Below are 18,444 nucleotides of genomic sequence, written 5' to 3'. Positions count from 1 at the left end.
TCACCCGGACATCCTCCATATTTTCTGGAATTCTCATCGTATGACGCCGATCACAGAGGTGGAGGGGCGACGGCTGGCGCTCAGCAATCTGGAGAAGGTGCTGTATCCGGCGACCGGCTTCACCAAGGGCGAGCTGCTGCACTACTACGCGACCACGGCCGACGCCCTGCTGCCGCATCTGCGGGATCGGCCGGTGTCCTTCCTGCGGTACCCCGACGGTCCGGACGGCCAGGTGTTCTTCACCAAGAACGTGCCGCCGGGCACTCCCGACTGGGTCACCACGGCCGAGGTCCCCCGTGTCGAGGGGCCGGCCCGCATGGTGTTCGTGCAGGACCTCGCCAGTCTGATGTGGGCGGCCAACCTCGTCACCGAGTTCCATACGCCCCAGTGGGTGATCGACGCTCCCGGCGAGGCCGACCGGCTGGTCTTCGACCTCGACCCCGGTTCGCCCGCCGGGGTGGTGGAGTGCTGCGAGGTGGCCCTCTGGCTGCGGGAACGGCTGGCGGCGGACGGCATCGACGCCTACCCCAAGACGTCCGGCTCCAAGGGTCTGCATCTCGCCGCGGCCATCCGTCCCGCCTCGTCCGAGCGGGCCACCGAGTACGCCAAGGAGCTCGCCGTGGAGGCCGAGAAGGCCATGCCCCGGCTGGCGCTCCACCGGATGACGAAGAGTCTGCGGGCCGGCAAGGTGTTCGTGGACTGGAGCCAGAATGCCGCCCGCAAGACGACGGCCACGCCGTACACGCTGCGCGCTCGGCGTGAGCCTGCCGTGTCCGCGCCGGTGACGTGGGACGAGGTGGAGGGCTGCCGCTCTCCCGGCGGGATGACGATCCTCGCGCCTGATCTGGCTGCGCGTCTGGAGGAGTACGGCGACCTCTTGGCCCCACTTCTCGACGGGGACGGTGCGGGGTCGTTGCCGTGACTGTCCTCGCCCCCCGCCGTCCCTACCCTTCCCGCCCTTGAAGGGGCTCCGCCCTTCGACCCCGGCCAGGGGGCTCCGCCCCCTGGACCCCCGCTCCTCAGACGCCGGACGGGCTGAATTCCCAGCGCCGACCCCACGACTCAGCCGGCGGCAAGCCACACTCCCCGGTCCCGAGCCATCGCATGCAGCGCCTCCACGTCCGCCGGCTTCAGTACCCCGCCCGTCCGGGCCAGCCCCGTCACCTCCGTGTCCTTGACGACGCGGACCTCCCGGAGCGGCCCGGTGATGGTCACGTCGGACGGGGCGACCAGGGCGAGGACGGGGTGGACCTCGGCGGTGAGGGCGTAGGAGGCACGGTCGGCGTCGGCGCGGACGCGGCGGAGCAGGGGGTGGGAGTCACGGCGGCCGAGGGTGACCATCGGGTCGGCGACGGTCACTTTCTGCTTACGGGCGTACAGGGTGTGCAGCGCGAACAGCCCGCCGGGGCCGATCACGAGGTGGTGGATGCGGTCGCCGCCGGGCAGCGGCACGGAGTGCAGCGTGTGCCAGCCCGCGCCGTCGAGCCGGTCCAGCGCCGCCCCGACCGCCTGCTCCGCCGTCAGCGCCCGCTGCCGCGGGTCGGGACGGCGGAGTCGGCCGACCGGTCCCGGGTCGCGGTCGAGGGAGACCAAGAGCGCCTCGCCGGGGCGGTTGGGCGCCAGGTCGTCGTCCGGATGCAGGGTCAGCCGGGCCAGCTCGGCGGGCGTGGGGACGGGGGGCGGCCCCACCGTCACCGGGCCGGTGACGAAGGGCCCGAGCGCCTCCAGCACGTCCTCTCTGCGGTCCTCGCTGAGCAGGTTGATCCGGGCCGCCTCACGGTCGTACCAGGCGATGTTCCGCCCGTCCGTGAGGCAGACGTAGAGCCGCTCCTGGCCGTGCCGCCAGGTCGGTATGACGCGCAGTCCATTCATGCACCATCACCCCACTGACCATGGGAACAGGCGGGGTGCTGCGCGGGCAAGAACCCGGTTACCTTTGAGAGGAGTTGGGCAGACCGCCCTGGGGGTGGTTGGGGAGGCGCCGTTGCGTACCCGCAGGAAGCAACCCGACGTACCGGCTCCGGACAGCCCGTGGAGCGAGATCGTGCCCGGCCTGTGGATGGGCGGTCACGAGTTCCGGGGGCAGTCGGGCCAGGTGGAGTTCGCCGTCGTACGGGACGAGTTCGATCTCGTACAGACTCTGCTGCGCCTGCCCGGCCACGGGCCCGATCCCGGCGTGGCGCACCATGTGTGGCCGATCCCCGACGGACCGCTGGACGGCACCCAGCTCGCGGGGGTGATACGGCTGGCCGAGGCCGCGTGCGAGGCAATGGACGGGGGCCGAAGGGTCCTCGTGCGCTGCTACCACGGCTACAACCGCTCAGGGCTCGTGATCGCCCACGCCCTGGTCCGCCGGAGCCACTCGGCCGAGCAGGCGATCCGGCTGATACGCTCCCGCCGCTCTCCGTGGGCCCTGCACAACGAGCTGTTCGTCGACTACCTCCGCGCCGGACTGTCGACCGCCCGGCTCCTCGAGGAGCTCGCCGAGTAACCGTTTCGCCCGTCCGCCCACCGGGTGCGCAAAAAGGACTTCCGTCCGAATAGTGTGTACGGGCCGACAACCACCCGATCCCCAGGAGAACCGTGCCCCGCAGCCGCCCCGCGCGCCTCGTCGTGCTCGTCGCCCTGCTGCTGGCGGCCACGACCGCCTGCGGTGACGCCGGGGAGCTCCAGGGCGCGGGCCCGACCGAGGTCGCGGTGAGCCCGGACAAGCTGTGGCCGAAGCTGACGCCGGCGTCCAGCCCCGCCTATCTCGTGGGCGAGGTGAACAGGGAGGTCGTGAAGGGCGTCGACCTGCCCAAGGGCGACATCCGCGATGTGCAGCCGGTGGCGGTCGTACGCAAGGAGATCGCCGGCCACCGGAAGGAGTACAGCGGCAAGGACGCGCCGTACCGCGAGACCGGCAGCCTGATGGCCGAATGCGACCAGGGCGCCGGACGCGGCAAGTGCCCGGTGCTGCGGCCGTACTACCGGGACCTGACCGGCGACGGGCGGCCCGAGCTGACGCTGGGCTTCCGGCTGATGCCGGGCAAGACCACCGCGGTGCGCGTCTACACCGTGGAGAAGCACCGGCTCGTGCAGGTGATGGCCTGGGACGACGCCGTCAGCGGCGTCGAGCTGGCCGGACGGTCGGTGATCATGCGCTCGCCGTCCGAGGTCGCCGGGTACGAGTACCGGTTGCAGTGGACCTGGGACGCGGACCAGAAGGCGATGCTGCTCACGCACGACGAGATGCTGCGCACCGGGCCGCACAAGAAGACGCCCCGCCCCTCTCCCTCACGCTCCGCCTCGCCCTCCCTCTCCCCGTCCGCCACCCCGTCGGCGAGCACCCCATGAGACTCGGGCTCCCCCAGTGGGCCGGCCCGCTCGCCGTGAAGGCCGCCCTCTTCATCACGGTGATGTGCTGCGCGCTCGCCGCGCTGCTCGGCATCCTCGTGCACGTCTCGGTGACGAACCAGACCGTCGGCCAGGCCCGTGACCTCGCGCTGTCCCGGCTGGAGGACGCCACGACCGCGTTCGAGGCGGGGGACACCCTCCCGTCCGGCGTCGGCCTGGATCCGCCGGAGCTGCCCGAGTCCCTGCGGGAGCTGGCGGTGGCCGGGGAGCGCGGCACGATGGTCGCCGACCACCGGGGGCGCCCCACGATGTGGGCGGCCGGCCCCGCCGACGGCGAGCGGGCCCTCGCCGTCGAGGTCGACTACTCGCAGCAGGCCCGCACCATCGAGGGGCTGGACCGCGCGATCGTGTGGTCGTCGGCGCTGGCGATCGGGGCGACGGTGCTGGTGGGCGCGTTCGCGGTGACACGGGTGACGCGGCGGCTGCACGCCACGGCCCGGGTGGCCCGGCGGATCAGCGGGGGCGACCTGGACGCACGGGTCGACGATCCCCGCACGAAGGATCCGACCCGGCCGCAGGACGAGGTGGCCTCCGTTGCGGCCGCCCTCGACTCCATGGCGTCCTCGCTGCAGAGCAAGCTGCTCGCCGAGCAGCGCTTCACGGCGGACGTGGCGCACGAGCTGCGTACGCCGTTGACCGGGCTGCATGCGGCGGCCGAGCTGCTCCCGACGGGGCGACCGACCGAGTTGGTGCAGGACCGGGTGGCGGCGCTGCGCACGCTGACCGAGGATCTGCTGGAGATCTCGCGGCTGGACAGCGGACGTGAGCGGTCGGAGCTGGACACCGAGCCGCTCGGGGCGTTGGCCGAGCGGGTGGTGCGGGCGTCCGGGACGGAAACCGAGGTCGTCGTGGTTCGGGACGCCGTGGTGGAGACCGACCGGCGGCGGCTGGAGCGGGTGTTGGGGAATCTCGTGGCGAACGCGCACAAGCACGGGCGTGGGCCGGTCGTTCTGACGGTGGACGGGCCCGTCGTGACCGTGCGGGATCACGGCGTGGGCTATCCGGAGTACCTCGTCGCGCACGGGCCGCAGCGGTTCCGTACGGAGGGCGGGTCCAAGGGGCACGGGTTGGGGCTGACCATCGCGTTGGGGCAGGCGGAGGTGCTCGGCGCGCGGCTGACGTTCACCAATTCGGCGGACGGCGGAGCCGTTGCGACGCTGACGCTCCGCTAGACGGGAACGCGGACAAGGTGCCCCTCCTCGTTCCATCGGTCCCAAGCCACGCTGGTGCTGAGCCGTAAGGCACACAAGACGGACTAATTGGGTAAGTTCCGGACATGACCAAGGCCGGAACCACCCTGGTGGCAGCGGACGCGCCCGCTGCCGCCGCACCGCTCCCCCGGCGCCGTGGCATCGAACTGGCCCTCATCGTCGTGGCCGTCCTGCTCTCCGTGTACGGCTACTGCGCGGTCGGCCTCGCCAAGACCGGCACCGTCCCGCCCGGCGCCGCCGGCTACGGCGCCGGGCTCGGCGTACTCGCGCTGGTCGCGCATCTGGCGGTGCGCCTGCGCGCCGCCTGCGCCGACCCGCTGCTGCTGCCGATCGGCGTGCTGCTCAACGGCCTCGGCCTGGTCCTGATCTACCGGCTCGACCTGGAGACACCGGGCGACCGGGCGGCGCCCGCCCAACTCGTGTGGTCCACGCTGGGGGTGGCCCTGTTCATCGTGGTCGTCCTCCTGCTGCGCGACCACCGCGTGCTCCAGCGTTACTCCTACGTGTGTGTCGTGGCCGCGCTCATTCTCCTCACCCTGCCGATCTTCTTCCCGGCCGTGAACGGCGCCCGCATCTGGATCAGGATCGCCGGATTCTCCATCCAGCCCGGCGAGTTCGCGAAGGTGCTGCTCGCCGTGTTCTTCGCGGCGTACCTGGCCGCCAACCGCAGCGCACTGGCGTACACCGGCCGCCGCGTCTTCGGCGTCAACCGGCTGCAACTGCCCACCGGGCGCGTCCTCGGCCCGATCGTCGCCATCTGGCTGCTGAGCGTGGGCGTACTGGTCCTCGAACGCGATCTGGGCACCTCGCTGTTGTTCTTCGGCCTGTTCGTGGTCCTTCTCTACGTCGCCACCGGCCGCACCGGCTGGATCGCGCTCGGCCTGCTGCTCGCGGCGCTCGGTGCGGTGGCCGTGGGGCAGTTGGAGCCGCATGTGCACGGCAGGGTCGAGGACTGGCAGCATCCGTTCGCGTCGATCGAGGCGGGCGAGGGCCCGAACCAGCTGTCCCAGTCGCTGTTCGCCTTCGCAGCGGGCGGCCTGTTCGGCACCGGACTGGGCCTCGGCCACTCGATCCTGATCGGCTTCGCCGCCAAGTCCGACTTCATCCTGGCGACGGCCGGGGAGGAGCTGGGCCTGGCGGGCCTGTCCGCGATCTTCCTCCTCTACGGCCTGCTGGTGGAGCGCGGCTACCGGGCGGGCCTCGCCCTGCGCGATCCCTTCGGCCGCCTCCTGGCGGTGGGGCTCGCCTCGATCGTGGCGCTCCAGGTGTTCGTGATCGCCGGCGGGGTGACGGGCCTGATCCCGCTGACCGGCATGGCGATGCCGTTCCTTGCGCAGGGCGGCTCGTCGGTGGTCACCAACTGGGCGATCGTGGCGCTGCTGATCCGGGTGAGCGACCGGGCGCGCAGTCGCCTCGGCGTTCCCAAGAGCGAGGAGGCCGCCGTGCCGACGGAACCCGGTGCCACCGCGGAGGCCGCCCGATGACCCGGCACATCCGGCACGCCGCCTTCTTCTGCGCGCTGCTGCTGATCGCGCTGCTCGTGAACGCCGCCCGCATCCAGGTCTTCGAGGCGCCGTCCTACGACGACAACATCGCCAACCGCCGTACCACGATCGCCCGTTACGGGCAGCCGCGCGGCGACATCCTGGTCGACGGCACACCGGTCACCGGCTCCCGGGACACCGGCGAACAGCTCCGCTACGAGCGGACGTACACGAACGGCCCGATGTACGCCCCCGTCACCGGCTTCGCCTCGCAGGTGTACGGCACGACCCTGCTGGAGCACACCGAGGACGGCGTCCTGTCGGGCACGAACCCGCTGCTGACGCCGTTCCCGCTGTGGAACGGCGTCGCCGTCCGCGACCGCAACCCCGGCGGCAACGTCGTCACCACGCTCCGCAAGGCGGCGCAGGAGGCGGCGTACGAGGGCCTCGCCGGCCGCAAGGGCGCGGTGGCGGCCATCGAGCCGTCGACGGGCCGGATCCTGGCCCTGGTGTCCGCCCCGTCGTACGACCCGTCCGTCCTGTCCGGGAACCGCTCGGCGGTGGCCAGGTCCTGGTCGACCCTGAACCGCGACGCCGACAAGCCGATGCTCAACCGGGCGGTGCGCAAGACGTATCCGCCGGGTTCGACCTTCAAGGTGATGACGGCGGCGGCGGCCCTGGACTCGGGCGTGGTCGAGGACCTGGACGACCGCACGGACTCCCCGGAGCCGTACACCCTCCCGGGCACCAGGACCTCGCTCACGAACGAGTCCAAGGGCTGCAGGAACGCACCGCTGCGCAAGGCCTTCGAGTGGTCGTGCAACACGGTGTTCGCCAAGCTGGGCGTCAAGGTCGGGGTGGACCGGATGGCGGCGACCGCGGGAGCCTTCGGCTTCAACGACCCGAACCTCAAGATCCCCTACTCGGTCGCCGAGAGCACCTTCGACACCAAGGTGGACAAGGCCCAGCTCGCCCTGTCGTCGATCGGCCAGTACAACACCCGCGCCACGCCCCTGCAGATGGCGATGGTCGCGGCGGCCGTGGCGAACGGCGGCCAGGTACGGTCGCCGTACCTGGTGGAACGCACGACCAGGGCGGGCGGCTCCACGGTCTCGACGGCCGGATCACGCCCGATGCGGCAGGCCATGCGCCCGTCGACCGCGGTCCTCCTCAAGGAACTCATGGTGGACGTGGTACGCGAGGGCACCGGCACGAACGCCTGGATCCCCGGCGCGACGGTGGGCGGCAAGACCGGCACGGCCCAGCACGGCCTGGGCAACTCCGGCACGCCGTACGCCTGGTTCGTCTCCTGGGCGCAGGGCGACACCGACCTGGAGCCCAAGGTCGCCGTCGCCGTGGTGGTGGAGGACGCGGACGCCGACCGGGGCGAGATCAGCGGCGGCGGGGACGCGGCGCCGATCGCGCGGGCGGTGATGGAGGCGGTACTGAAGTCCCCGTCGCCCGAGGACAGTTGACGCAGGCGACCGTGCCCACGTACTGAGACACCCCCTGCAACCCGGACTCCCCCCGACCTATCGTTCGGTCCATGACTACATCAGCCGCGCAGGAAGCCGCCCACCAACTCGCCCAGGTCAACATCGCCCGCCTCAAGGCCCCGCTGGACTCCCCGCAGTTGAAGGACTTCGTCGACAACCTCGACCCGGTGAACGCCGATGCCGACACCGCCGACGGCTTCGTGTGGCGGCTGGAGGGCGACTCGGGCGACGCGACGGACGTGCGCGTCTTCGGTGACGACTGGCTGATCATCAACATGTCGGTGTGGCGGGACACGAACGCCCTCACCGCGTACATGTACCAGGGCCGCCACCGCGAGATGCTGGCCCGCCGCCGCGAGTGGTTCGAAAAGGTGCAGGAGGCGATGGTGACCCTGTGGTGGGTCCCCGCGGGCCACCGCCCGACGGTCGCGGAGGCCGAGTCCCGGCTTCTGCACCTGCGCACGAACGGCCCGACCCCCTACGCCTTCACCCTGCGCACGTCGTTCCCGCCGCAGGGGGCGAAGCCGCTGCTCGGCGAGGTACCGGACGGCCTGGGCTGCGCGATCTAGGACGGCTCGGCCCCGGCCCCCGCCTCGATCGCGCCCTCGACCTCCGCGACCCGCTCCCGCTCCTCCGCCGCGAACCGCTCGGCGTCGAGCTTCTCGGCGATCTCCTCGTCCTGAGCCATCAGCAGGTCCAGATTCGAGTCCCCCATCTCGAACACCCCCATGTCCACATAGGCCTGCTGAAGGCGCTCGCCCCACAGCCCGATGTCCTTGACGCAGGGGACGATGCGCGAGAAGAGCAGCCGCCGGAACAACTGCAGAAACTCGGACCGCTCACTGATCTGCTCGGCCTCGGCCTTCGGAATGCCGAAGTTCTCCAGGACCTCGACGCCCCGCAGCCGGTCCCGCATCAGATAGCAGCCCTCGATGACGAACTCCTCACGTTCCCGGAGCTCGGCCTCGCTCAGCTGCTTGTAGTAGTCCCGAAGCGCCATGCGCCCGAAGGCCACGTGCCGCGCCTCGTCCTGCATCACATAGGCCAGGATCTGCTTGGGCAGGGGCTTGTCGGTGGTGTCGCGGATCATCCCGAAGGCGGCCAGCGCGAGCCCCTCGATCAGTACCTGCATACCGAGGTAGGGCATGTCCCAGCGACTGTCCCGCAGCGTGTCACCCAGCAGCGACTGCAGGTTGTCGTTGATCGGATAGACCATGCCGATCTTCTCGTGCAGAAAGCGCCCGTAGATCTCGGCGTGCCGCGCCTCGTCCATGGTCTGCGTGGCCGAGTAGAACTTCGCGTCCATGTCCGGCACCGACTCCACGATCCGCGCGGCGCAGATCATCGCGCCCTGCTCACCGTGGAGAAACTGGCTGAACTGCCAGGAGGCGTAGTGCTTGCGCAGCTCGCCCTTCTCCCGCTCGCTCATTTTGGCCCAGTACGGCGTCCCGTAGAGCGCCATCGACTCGTCCGGCGTACCGAGCGCGTCGTACGGATCGACCTCCAACTCCCAGTCGATCCGCAGCTGCCCGTCCCACTGCTTGTCCTTGCCCTTCTGGTACAGGGCCAGAAGCCGGTCCCGCCCGCCGTCGTACTCCCAGCTGAAACGGGCCGCGCCGGACGCCGGCACCTGCCAGATCGATTGCCCCGGATCCTTGGCGTACAGGTCGTATGTCGGCATGCCTCGCAGGCTCACACGCGATAGACGCGCGGTCAACAAGTCCTGCGCAAGGGATTGACGAGCTTGCTGACAAGCAGTCTCATAACAGTCGGACGACGTACCCCCGGGTAACAGAGGTGAGAGACCGATGACGACCCTGACGGAAGCCGACGCGATCGACGGACTGCGCGACGCACTCGGCCTGCTCAAGGACCGCGAGCAGGTGGCCGAGCGGCTGCTCGCCTCTTCCGCCAAGCACTCCTTCGACCCCGACAAGGAACTGGACTGGGACGCGCCCTACGAGGAGGGCAAGTGGTTCTGGCCCCCCGAGCTGGTCTCGCTCTACGACACCCCGCTGTGGAAGCGCATGAGCGAGGAACAGCGCGTCCTCCTCTCCCAGCACGAGGCAGCGGCCCTCGCTTCCCTGGGCATCTGGTTCGAGATCATCCTCATGCAGCTCCTGGTCCGCCACATCTACGACAAGGCGGCGACGAGCGCACACGTGCGCTACGCACTCACCGAGATCGAGGACGAGTGCCGCCACTCCAAGATGTTCGCCCGCCTGATCTCCCACGGCGACACACCCTGGTACCCCGTCAGCCGCGCACACCAGAACCTGGGCCGCCTGTTCAAGACGATCTCCACCACCCCCGGCTCCTTCACGGCCACCCTCCTCGGCGAGGAGGTCCTCGACTGGATGCAGCGCCTGACCTTCCCGGACGAGCGCGTCCAGCCCCTGGTCCGAGGCGTCACCCGAATACACGTGGTCGAGGAGGCCCGTCACGTCCGCTACGCCCGTGAGGAACTGCGCCGCCAGATGGTGACGGCCCCGAGGTGGTCCCAGGAGTTCACCCGCATCACCTCCGGCGAGTTCGCCCGCGTCTTCTCCGTGGCCTTCGTCAATCCCGAGGTCTACACGAACGTAGGCCTGGACAAGCGAGAGGCCATGGCCCAGGTCAAGGCCAGCGCCCACCGCCGCGAGGTCATGCAGACGGGCGCAAAACGCCTGACGGACTTCCTGGACGACATAGGCGTGCTGCGCGGAGCGGGCCGCCGCCTGTGGAAGTCATCGGGCCTACTGGCGTAGCCGCACCCGCGCACGGCGGTAAGGGGGCGCGCCCCGGGGGCCGCGCCGGCACTACGCGCGCCCCCCACCGGACGGCGACGGGCCGCCGCAGGCATCCCGCCCCACCCCCGGCGACTACCCTGCTGGTCATGACGCCCTCGGCCCCCACCCCCGCCTACCGTCGTCTGAGCGTCGAGGAACGCCGCACCCAACTCCTCAACGCCGCCCTCACCCTCTTCGCACACCGAGCCCCCGAGGACGTCTCCCTGGACGACGTGGCAGAGGCAGCCGGCGTCTCCCGCCCCCTGGTGTACCGCTACTTCCCCGGCGGCAAGCAACAGCTCTACGAGGCCGCCCTGCGCTCGGCGGCCGAAGAACTCCAGCACTGCTTCGACGAACCCCTCGAAGGCCCCCTCGTCCCCCGCCTGTCCCGCGCCCTCGACCGCTACCTGACCTTCGTCGACCAGCACGACGCCGGCTTCAGCGCCCTGCTCCAGGGCGGCAGCGTCGTGGAGACGTCCCGCACGACCGCCATCGTCGACGGCGTACGCCGCGCCGCGGCGGAGCACATCCTCCGCCACCTGGACGTCACCGGCCCCGGCCGCCTCCTGCGCATGACCGTACGGATGTGGATCACCGCGGTCGAGGCGGCCTCCCTGATCTGGCTGGACGAGGGCAAGCAGCCCCCCGTGGAGGAACTGCGGGACTGGCTGGTGGAGCAGTTCGTGGCCGCACTCTCCGTCACCGCGGGCCGGGACCCCCAGACCGCCGCCCTGACCGAGAAGCTGGCGGAGCAGCAGACCGAGCAGCCGACCGCGGATAGCTGAGACTGGTGCCGTGAAGAGCGAAGACACCCCCTTCGAGGGCGGCCCCATGGACGGCCGGGTCCTGCCCGTACTGCTGGGCATCACAGGCCACCCGCCCAAGACGTACCGCATCCCCGTCCCCGACCCGCACGGCGGCGAGCCCACGGTCCTCGTCTACCGCCGCGTACCCCGCACACCGGGCGCCCGCGTCGGTCTCTCCCAGCGCTGGAAGTACGAGTACGACCCCGAGGGCCAGCACAGCCGCCGCCTGAACTGGCCCTGGTCCAAGCCAGACACCACGCCGCAGAGCAAGCCACACGACTCGAACGAGTGAAGTGACTGAGCCGAGCCGCGCACACCTACCGCGCGAACCGGCCTCCCCCACCTGATGCTCACGGTACGGAGCAGAAAGCCTCTCCGCACCGGAGGTGATGACGTGTCAGGAAGGCGAAGGCTGCTGCGTCGGGCACGCGCGACGGCGGTGTCGGCGGCTACGGCGACCGCGACGATCCTCGCGTCGGCAGCCGCATCCACACCCGCGACTGCGGCGCCCGAGCCCGCCCCCGACCCACAGGAACGATCCACCGCACGTCTCCTGACAGACCTTCAGCGCCTGTACCGCGAGACCGAGAAGGCGACGGAGACCTACAACGCCACCGAGGAAAAGCTCAGGAAGCAGCGCGCCGAGGTCACCCGCCTGGACACCGCTCTGTCCCGCGCCCGTCTCTCCCTGCACGACAGCCGGGGCGCGGCCGGCCGCCTGGCCCGCCAGCAGTACCAGAACACCACCGACATCTCCCCGTACGTGCGCCTGCTCCTGGCCCGCGACCCCCAGCACGCCCTGGACCAGGGCCATGTCATCGGCCTGCTGGCACGCGAGCGCGCCGACACGGTCGGCCGCCTGACCGGCACGGAACGCAAGGCCGACGAACTGGCCCGCAAGGCCCGCAAGGCCCTGGACGACCAACTCGCCCTGGCCGAACGCCAGAAGAAGAACAGGGACGCCGTCCACAAGCGTCTCAAGAAGGTCGAAGAGCTCCTGGCGTCCCTGACCGCCGACCAGCTCACCGCCCTGGCCGCATTCGAGAAGAAGAGCATCACCAAAGCCCAGAAGGACCTCATGGCATCCGGCGAACTGGCCAAGGAGGACGACAAGCCGTCCTCCGAGGCCAACCGCGCGATCCGCTACGCCAGGAAGCAGCTCGGAAAGCCGTACAAGTGGGGCGCGGAGGGCCCGAAGTCATACGACTGCTCGGGCCTGACGTCGCAGGCCTGGGCGCACGCCGGCACCCGTATCCCCCGCACGAGCCAGGAGCAGTGGGCACAGCTCGACCGCATCCCCCTGACCGAACTGCGACCGGGCGACCTGGTCATCTACTTCCCGGACGCCACGCACGTGGCCATGTACGTCGGCAAGGGCAAGGTGATCCAGGCCCCGCGTCCCGGCGAGAAGATCAAGGTCTCCCCGATCGCGTCGAACCCGCTCCTGGGGGCCGTGCGCCCCGAGGTCAGGTCCCCGAAACTTCCGCGAGATAAGCCCCGGTCTTCGCCGGCTCGTAAAAGAAGTTCTCAAAGTCGGCCGGATCATTGAACCCGTTGGCGAACCGATCGGCGACCGGCGGCAACTGCCCGGCCGCCCCGATGAGGTTGAGGATGTGCTCCGGCGGCGGCGCCAGCATCGCGTTCGTCCACTTGGTGACGTGCTGCGCGGTGGCCCAGTAGCGATCGAAGGTGGCGCGCATCCACGCCTCGTCGAACTCCTTGTCCCCGTGCTCGAGGATCGAGGCCAGGTAGGCGGCCGCGCACTTGGACGCGGAGTTGGAGCCCTGCCCGGTGATCGGGTCGTTGGCGACCACGACGTCGGCCACACCCAGCACGAGCCCGCCGCCCGGAAGCTGCCCGACGGGGTTGCGCACGGTCGGCGCGTACCGCCCGCTCAGCGTGCCGCCCGCGTCCGTGAGCTCGACCTTGGTCGCCCGGGCGTACTCCCAGGGCACGTACTTCTCCATGAGTTCCAGGGTCAGGGAGAGGTGCTCCGCCGGGTCCTTCACGCCGTCGAAGACGTCGAGCGGCCCGCCGGGTATGCCCTCCCAGAACAGGATGTCCGCCCGCCCGGAGGTGGTCAGGGTGGGCATGACGAACAGCTCGCCGACGCCGGGGACGAGGTTGCAGCGGACGCCTTCGGTGTCCGGGTGCTCCGGACGCGGGCCCAGGCCGTGGACGTACGCCACGGCAAGCGCGCGCTGCGGCTCGCTGTACGGGGACCGCTCGGCGTCCCGCCCGAACATCTGGACGAGCTCGCCCTTGCCGGCCGACACCAGCACCAGGTCGTACGTACGGGAGAAGTAGTCCAGGTCGCCGACCGCCGCGCCGTGGATGACGAGCTGGCCGCCGCGCTGCGCGAACGTCTCCATCCAGCCGGCCATCTTCACCCGCTGGTCGACCGACTGCGCGAAGCCGTCGAGGCGACCCAGCCAGTCGATCGCCCGCGCCGCGGGGCCCTCGTCCCAGGAGCCGGGGGCCGCCACCGAGACGCCGAGTCCCTCGATCTTCGGGGCCTGGGACTCCCAGAAGTTCAGCTGGAGATCGCGCTCGTGCTGGAGTGCCGTGTGGAACATGCACTGCGTGGACATGACCCGGCCGGAGCGGATCTCGTCCGCCGTCCGGTTGGACATCAGGGTGACCTCGTACCCGTTCGACTGGAGTCCGAGGGCGATCTGGAGTCCGGACTGGCCGGCTCCGACGACGAGTATCTTCCGCATCCGGGGTTGTTCTCCTACTCGGGGGTGACGTCCAGCGCGTGGCCGACGAGGGACAGGAGGGTCTCGATGACCGAGATCCGCCGCCGCGCGTCCATGATCATTACAGGTATGTGCGCGGGGATCGTCAATGCCTCACGCACGTCCTCCGGCTCGAACAGATCGCTGCCGTCGAAGTGGTTGACCGCGACGACGTACGGCAGTCCGCAGCTCTCGAAGTAGTCCAGCGCCGGGAAGCAGTCCTTCAGCCGCCGGGTGTCGGCGAGTACGACCGCGCCGATCGCGCCGCGCACCAGGTCGTCCCACATGAACCAGAACCGCTGCTGGCCCGGCGTGCCGAACAGGTAGAGCACCAGGTCGTCGTCGAGCGTGATGCGGCCGAAGTCCATGGCCACGGTGGTGGTCAGCTTGCCGGGCGTCGAGGTGAGGTCGTCGGTCTCCTCGCTCGCCTCGGTCATCAGCGCCTCGGTCTGCAGGGGCGTGATCTCCGAGACGGCGGTGACCAGCGTGGTCTTGCCGACACCGAAGCCACCGGCCACGACTATCTTCGTGGCTATGGGGGCCCGGGTGCGATCCGTCTGCCAGGGCTGTTCGGGCCCCTCTTGGCCGAGGAGCGGGGAGACACCGCGAGCGGCGTCAGAGACGACGGAGTCCACTCAGCACCCTTTCCAGCAGAGCTCGGTCCGGCCGGCCCGTGCCATGGCCGGTTCCCGTGCCGTACACCCGGATCTTTCCCTGGTCCGCGAGGTCGCTGAGGAGCACCCGGACCACGCCGAGCGGCATCTTCAGCAGCGCGGCGATCTCGGCCACCGTGCGCATCCGGCGGCACAGTTCGACGATGGCCCGCAGCTCCGGCATCACCCGGGTGTTGAGGGAACCGTTCGTCAGTTCCTTGCGCTCCTGCGGGGCCTCCAGCGCCGCCACGAACGTCTCCACGAGGAGGACGTGGCCGAAGCGGGTACGGCCCCCGGTGAGCGAGTAGGGGCGTACGCGGGCGGCCTTGCGATCGCCGCCGCGGACGGGAAGTTGCTGCCTGTTCTTCGGGGCGTTGCTCATCGGGTACTCCCTGCCGACGCGGCCTCTAGGGATTTCCGTAGCTCGCTGCGGAGTTCGGGGGTGAGGACGTGGCCGGCCCGGCCGACGAAGAGCGCCATGTGGTAGGCCACCACGCTCATGTCGCAGTCCGCGGAGCCGTGCACGCCGAGCAGCGAGCCGTCGCTGATGGACATCACGAACAGGCTGCCCTCGTCCATCGCGACCATCGTGTGCTTCACTCCGCCGAACTGCATCAGCTTGGCGGCGCCGATGGTGAGGCTGCCGATGCCGGAGACGATGGTGGCGAGGTCGGCGGAGGAGCCCCGGGGGCCGGTGGGCCGGCCGGTCCTGGCCTCCCGGGCAGCCTCGTTGCGGGCGTGGTCCGAGGAGAGCAGGAGCAACCCGTCGGAGGAGACCACCGCGACTGACTGGATGCCCGGCACCTCCTCGACCAGATTCGTCAACAACCAGTGCAGGTTGCGGGCTTCACTGCTCAGTCCGAAGGTACTGGGCGCGGTCAACTGCTTGCCTCCTCGGCTGTGCCCCCCGTGGCTGCTTCGGTTTCCGTGCTCGGTGCCGGGTTCTGGCCCGTGTGTTCGGCGATCTCCGCCTGTACGTCGCGGTAGCCGGCCGCCGCTCCCTGGCGGAAGCCCCCCAGCCTCCTGCGGAGGGCGTCGGCGTCGACCGTGCCGGTCCGCTGGCGCGGGGCCTGGGCGGGGGCGGTGATCTTCGGGGTGCGCTTGGGAAGGCCCTTGTCGGTGACGAGTTCATCCGCCTCGTCGGGGACTCGTTCGTGCACCGCCTCGGCTTCGTCCTCGGCGCCGGCGTCTTCGGGTGCGGGTGGCCCCTGGGGGGCTTCCTCGCGGTCGGTGGCCGCGGGTTCGACGGAGACCGGTTCGGCCGCTGCCGGCGGTTCCTCCCCCGTCGCCTGCGCCGGGATCAGCAGCTCCATCGTCGTCTCGGCGGGGTGCTCCCGCTCCTGCTCGGCCTCGGGTGCCGCCGCCCGGCGTACGGGCTCCTCGGCGTCCCCGGCCTCCGGTACGGCCGTGTCGGCGTCCTCGGCGCCCCTTACCGCCCTCTCCGCCAGCGCCACCAGCGGGTCCCCGCCGTTGCCACGGCCGGGCAGGACGTTGGAGTTGGCCTCCGCGTCGGCGCCCGGGAGGGAGAAGGTGTGGGCGCCCGTGTGGTGCGGCGTGTCCGACGGGACCGCGGCCGGCGGGGCCGCCGCCAGCAGGCCCTTGGGCAGGACCGCGACCGCCGCGACGCCGCCCTGCTTCTGCTCGCGCAGCTGGACACGGACGCCGTGGCGGTGGGCAAGGCGGGCGACGACGTACAGGCCGAGGCCCAGGCCTTCGTCGCCCTCCTGGTCGTAGGAGTTCTCGGGGTCGAAGTCGGCGAGACGGGAGTTGAGGCGGGACATGCGCTCGCCCGTCATGCCGATGCCCTCGTCCTGGACGGAGAGCATCACCTCGCCGCTCTCCAGCAGCCAGCCGGAGATCTCGACGGGCAGGTCGGGCGGGGAGAACGACGTGGCGTTCTCCATCAGCTCGGCCAGCAGGTGGGAGAGGTCGTCGGCCGCGAAGCCCGCCACATGCGCGTGCGGCGGCAACGCGGCGATACGGACCCGCTCGTACCGCTCGATCTCGCTGACCGCCGCGCGCACGACGTCGACCAGCGGCACCGGTCCGGCGTGCTGCTGGACGTGCTCGGTGCCGGCTAGGACGAGGAGGTTCTCGCTGTGCCGGCGCATGACCGTGGCGAAGTGGTCGAGCTTGAACAGGGTGGCGAGGCGCTCGGGGTCCTGCTCGCGCTCCTCCAGGCCCTCGATGACGGCGAGTTGCCGCTCGACGAGGCCGAGGGTGCGCAGGGCCAGGTTGACGAAGGTGCTGCCGATGCTGTCGCGCAGGCGTTCCAGCTGGGCGGCGGACTCGGCGAGTTCGGTGCGCAGCTCCTCGCGGGCGTCGGCCATCTTCTGGCGCTGCCCGACGAGGTGCTTGCGGTCGGACTCCAGGGTGCCGATGCGCTCGTGGAGGGCCAGGGCGTGCGCGTGCAGGGCGTTGACGGAGTCGACGACCTGGGCGAACTCGTCCTTGCGCCCGGTGAACCTGACCGGCTCCTGAGCCGCCGGGTCCTCGGCCTTCGCGAGCCGTGCGGAGCCGAGGCGCAGTACGGCGAGGGGCCGGGTGAGGCTGCGGGCCATGCCCGTGGCGACGCCCACGGCGAGCAGCATCAGGGCGCCGAGGATCGCGATCCGGATCTCCAGCGCAGTGACGTCGTCGTCGCGCAGCTGCTCCAGGGCCTTGGTGCGGCGGTCGTAGAGGGCCGACTCGACGCCGCGCATCATGTCGACGCGGGCGGACAGGGCGGCCTCGACGCGCCCGGCGTCGATGGCCAGGTCGCGGTCGGACAGCGTGGCCTGGTCGGTGAGGGCGGCGAGATACCGCTGGGCGGTGCCGATCTCGGGGCCGGTGACCGTGGAGTCGTACGAGGTGCGCGCGGCCTTCGGGGCGGAGTCGCGGAAGTCGGCGACGGCGGCGTCGGAGCGCAGGCGGGCCTGCTGGGCGGCGGCGCTGAGGGCGGCGCGCTGCTCGGCGTCGGCCTCCGAGGAGGTCTCGCGGGTGGCCGGGACACCGGTGACCGGGTCGATGACGGTCTCGGTGGTGGTCGGCACGCTCAGCGCGGCGAGCAGCAGCCCCCGGGTGGCGGCGGCCTGCTGCACGGCGGAGTCCAGCTCGGCCAGCGCGTAGGCGCCGGAGCCCGCGCGGGGCGGCATCTGCTCGGCCAGCCGCTCGGCTAGCCGGTGCAGTTCGGTGATGATGACCGAGTAGGCGTTGTGCGCTTCCAGCGCGGTGCTCTTGCCGGTGAGCGCGCCCCTGCGCACGGCCGCGATGCCGTCGAGGTCGTCGTGCAGGGAGGCGGGCGCGTCGGTGTCGGCGCGCAGTTCCTCGACCTGCCGGTCGACGCGGGCGCTGCGCTGCTCGCTGGGTGCCTTGGACTTGGGACGGCCGGCGGCGACGTACGACGTGACCTCGTCGCGCTCGTCGGCCAGGGAGTGCGCCAGGGTGAGCGCGTCCTCGGTCCGCGCGGCGAGGGTCACCAGCTCCTGGGAGTCGTGCAGTTGCCCGGAGGCGGCGACGATCGAGGGGACGCCGGCCCCGGCGATGGCGGCGGCCACGACGGCGACGGCGACGATCAGCCGATTCCGTACGTGGGTCGAGCGCCCCTTGCCGGCGGGTGTGGCGTCGGTGGTGGTGCCGGGAGTGGGCTGTGCGCCCCCCGTGGAGGCCGTCTTCTTGCCTGAGCGACGTGGCCGCATCTTCTGCACCGGTGCTCGCATTCCTGACTCGTGATACCCATGGGTCCGGATGACGCTCCGTCAACTACCGCCGACCTCACGTGCACCCCTTCCCCAAGCTCTCGACACTGCTCGAGCTGGGGGTGTCCTCACCGGTCCCCGACCCTCCCAGTGCCGGTGGGCAACGGCCGCGCATCACCTGACCCGCCACCCGAAGGAGTGAACCCCGGAGGGGA

18 protein-coding genes are annotated in these 18,444 nt (G+C 70.9%); 11 read left to right on the top strand and 7 right to left on the bottom strand.

Annotated features, from left to right (window positions below):
• The first annotated feature begins 40 nt into the window (after positions 1-40).
• Positions 41-922 carry a non-homologous end-joining DNA ligase gene (gene ligD / locus AB5J55_RS28670; RefSeq protein ID WP_369273389.1) on the top strand — a complete coding sequence of 294 codons (882 nt, stop codon included), beginning with the start codon at positions 41-43 and terminating at the stop codon, positions 920-922.
• Positions 923-1,062: 140 nt separating this feature from the next.
• Here ligD and AB5J55_RS28665 read toward each other — a convergent pair whose 3' ends face one another.
• The gene (locus AB5J55_RS28665) at positions 1,063-1,872 is read right to left on the bottom strand and encodes a nuclease-related domain-containing protein (RefSeq protein ID WP_369273388.1); all 810 of its coding nucleotides are present in this window, start codon (positions 1,870-1,872) and stop codon (positions 1,063-1,065) included.
• Between the two features lie 112 nt (positions 1,873-1,984).
• On the opposite strand from AB5J55_RS28665, the gene AB5J55_RS28660 reads away from it, so the two are divergent.
• The 6 genes from AB5J55_RS28660 (at position 1,985) to AB5J55_RS28635 (ending at position 8,156) form a co-directional block, all read left to right on the top strand.
• The gene (locus AB5J55_RS28660) at positions 1,985-2,491 is read left to right on the top strand and encodes a dual specificity protein phosphatase family protein (RefSeq protein ID WP_369273387.1); all 507 of its coding nucleotides are present in this window, start codon (positions 1,985-1,987) and stop codon (positions 2,489-2,491) included.
• 92 nt (positions 2,492-2,583) lie between these two features.
• Complete coding sequence (locus AB5J55_RS28655; RefSeq protein WP_369273386.1) at positions 2,584-3,336, top strand: hypothetical protein; 753 nt, start codon at positions 2,584-2,586, stop codon at positions 3,334-3,336.
• Entirely contained in the window at positions 3,333-4,568 is a 1,236-nt protein-coding gene (locus AB5J55_RS28650; RefSeq protein WP_369273385.1) for an ATP-binding protein, read from the top strand. Before AB5J55_RS28655 ends, AB5J55_RS28650 begins: the two co-directional genes overlap by 4 nt.
• A 104-nt stretch (positions 4,569-4,672) precedes the next feature.
• On the top strand, positions 4,673-6,091 hold the full coding sequence (locus AB5J55_RS28645) for an FtsW/RodA/SpoVE family cell cycle protein (RefSeq protein ID WP_369273384.1): 1,419 nt from the start codon (positions 4,673-4,675) through the stop codon (positions 6,089-6,091).
• Positions 6,088-7,566: a penicillin-binding transpeptidase domain-containing protein gene (locus tag AB5J55_RS28640; protein WP_369273383.1), complete on the top strand. Its 1,479-nt coding sequence runs from the start codon at positions 6,088-6,090 to the stop codon at positions 7,564-7,566. Before AB5J55_RS28645 ends, AB5J55_RS28640 begins: the two co-directional genes overlap by 4 nt.
• 71 nt (positions 7,567-7,637) lie before the next feature.
• Positions 7,638-8,156 carry a DUF3291 domain-containing protein gene (locus AB5J55_RS28635; protein WP_369273382.1) on the top strand — a complete coding sequence of 173 codons (519 nt, stop codon included), beginning with the start codon at positions 7,638-7,640 and terminating at the stop codon, positions 8,154-8,156.
• Here the strand turns inward: AB5J55_RS28635 and AB5J55_RS28630 are convergent.
• Positions 8,153-9,268: a ferritin-like domain-containing protein gene (locus AB5J55_RS28630; RefSeq protein ID WP_369273381.1), complete on the bottom strand. Its 1,116-nt coding sequence runs from the start codon at positions 9,266-9,268 to the stop codon at positions 8,153-8,155. The two genes, AB5J55_RS28635 and AB5J55_RS28630, sit on opposite strands and share 4 nt — an antisense overlap.
• 127 nt (positions 9,269-9,395) lie before the next feature.
• On the opposite strand from AB5J55_RS28630, the gene AB5J55_RS28625 reads away from it, so the two are divergent.
• From AB5J55_RS28625 to AB5J55_RS28610, 4 genes are all read left to right on the top strand, one after another.
• On the top strand, positions 9,396-10,334 hold the full coding sequence (locus AB5J55_RS28625) for a diiron oxygenase (RefSeq protein ID WP_369273380.1): 939 nt from the start codon (positions 9,396-9,398) through the stop codon (positions 10,332-10,334).
• A gap of 128 nt (positions 10,335-10,462) precedes the next feature.
• Positions 10,463-11,140, top strand: a complete 678-nt coding sequence (locus tag AB5J55_RS28620; RefSeq protein WP_369273379.1) for a TetR/AcrR family transcriptional regulator — start codon at positions 10,463-10,465, stop codon at positions 11,138-11,140.
• A gap of 10 nt (positions 11,141-11,150) precedes the next feature.
• Positions 11,151-11,453, top strand: a complete 303-nt coding sequence (locus AB5J55_RS28615; protein WP_369273378.1) for a hypothetical protein — start codon at positions 11,151-11,153, stop codon at positions 11,451-11,453.
• A 147-nt stretch (positions 11,454-11,600) separates the two neighbouring features.
• Positions 11,601-12,710, top strand: coding sequence for a C40 family peptidase (locus AB5J55_RS28610; protein ID WP_369276327.1), 1,110 nt, complete (start codon positions 11,601-11,603; stop codon positions 12,708-12,710).
• Here AB5J55_RS28610 and AB5J55_RS28605 read toward each other — a convergent pair.
• Genes AB5J55_RS28605 through AB5J55_RS28585 form a run of 5 tightly spaced genes read right to left on the bottom strand, consistent with a single transcriptional unit; the run spans position 12,628 to position 18,250 of the window.
• A complete protein-coding gene (locus AB5J55_RS28605; protein WP_369273377.1) occupies positions 12,628-13,881 on the bottom strand; it encodes a styrene monooxygenase/indole monooxygenase family protein in 1,254 nt (417 codons plus the stop codon). The genes AB5J55_RS28610 and AB5J55_RS28605 overlap by 83 nt on opposite strands.
• Before the next feature lie 14 nt (positions 13,882-13,895).
• A complete protein-coding gene (locus AB5J55_RS28600; protein WP_369273376.1) occupies positions 13,896-14,534 on the bottom strand; it encodes an ATP/GTP-binding protein in 639 nt (212 codons plus the stop codon).
• Positions 14,515-14,934 (bottom strand): DUF742 domain-containing protein, encoded by a 420-nt coding sequence (locus AB5J55_RS28595; RefSeq protein WP_363035412.1) that lies wholly within the window; start codon positions 14,932-14,934, stop codon positions 14,515-14,517. The genes AB5J55_RS28600 and AB5J55_RS28595 overlap by 20 nt, the downstream gene beginning before the upstream one ends.
• Positions 14,931-15,434: a roadblock/LC7 domain-containing protein gene (locus AB5J55_RS28590; protein WP_369273375.1), complete on the bottom strand. Its 504-nt coding sequence runs from the start codon at positions 15,432-15,434 to the stop codon at positions 14,931-14,933. The genes AB5J55_RS28595 and AB5J55_RS28590 overlap by 4 nt, the downstream gene beginning before the upstream one ends.
• Positions 15,431-18,250, bottom strand: coding sequence for a nitrate- and nitrite sensing domain-containing protein (locus tag AB5J55_RS28585; RefSeq protein WP_369273374.1), 2,820 nt, complete (start codon positions 18,248-18,250; stop codon positions 15,431-15,433). Before AB5J55_RS28585 ends, AB5J55_RS28590 begins: the two co-directional genes overlap by 4 nt.
• Positions 18,251-18,444 lie beyond the last annotated feature (194 nt).

Source organism: Streptomyces sp. R11, assembly GCF_041051905.1.
Lineage (GTDB): Bacteria > Actinomycetota > Actinomycetes > Streptomycetales > Streptomycetaceae > Streptomyces.
The sequence above is the reverse complement of the archived record's forward strand: the minus strand, read 5'-3'. Positions and strand labels throughout refer to the sequence as shown.

Bases quoted from the DNA above. Each gene is read 5' to 3' on its own strand.
- AB5J55_RS28630 (WP_369273381.1), bottom strand. From the start codon at position 9,268: ATGCCGACATACGACCTGTACGCCAAGGATCCGGGGCAATCGATCTGG.
- AB5J55_RS28585 (WP_369273374.1), bottom strand. From the start codon at position 18,250: ATGCGAGCACCGGTGCAGAAGATGCGGCCACGTCGCTCAGGCAAGAAG.
- AB5J55_RS28605 (WP_369273377.1), bottom strand. From the start codon at position 13,881: ATGCGGAAGATACTCGTCGTCGGAGCCGGCCAGTCCGGACTCCAGATC.
- AB5J55_RS28635 (WP_369273382.1), top strand. From the start codon at position 7,638: ATGACTACATCAGCCGCGCAGGAAGCCGCCCACCAACTCGCCCAGGTC.
- AB5J55_RS28625 (WP_369273380.1), top strand. From the start codon at position 9,396: ATGACGACCCTGACGGAAGCCGACGCGATCGACGGACTGCGCGACGCA.
- AB5J55_RS28640 (WP_369273383.1), top strand. From the start codon at position 6,088: ATGACCCGGCACATCCGGCACGCCGCCTTCTTCTGCGCGCTGCTGCTG.
- ligD (WP_369273389.1), top strand. From the start codon at position 41: ATGACGCCGATCACAGAGGTGGAGGGGCGACGGCTGGCGCTCAGCAAT.
- AB5J55_RS28650 (WP_369273385.1), top strand. From the start codon at position 3,333: ATGAGACTCGGGCTCCCCCAGTGGGCCGGCCCGCTCGCCGTGAAGGCC.
- AB5J55_RS28620 (WP_369273379.1), top strand. From the start codon at position 10,463: ATGACGCCCTCGGCCCCCACCCCCGCCTACCGTCGTCTGAGCGTCGAG.
- AB5J55_RS28665 (WP_369273388.1), bottom strand. From the start codon at position 1,872: ATGAATGGACTGCGCGTCATACCGACCTGGCGGCACGGCCAGGAGCGG.
- AB5J55_RS28595 (WP_363035412.1), bottom strand. From the start codon at position 14,934: ATGAGCAACGCCCCGAAGAACAGGCAGCAACTTCCCGTCCGCGGCGGC.
- AB5J55_RS28645 (WP_369273384.1), top strand. From the start codon at position 4,673: ATGACCAAGGCCGGAACCACCCTGGTGGCAGCGGACGCGCCCGCTGCC.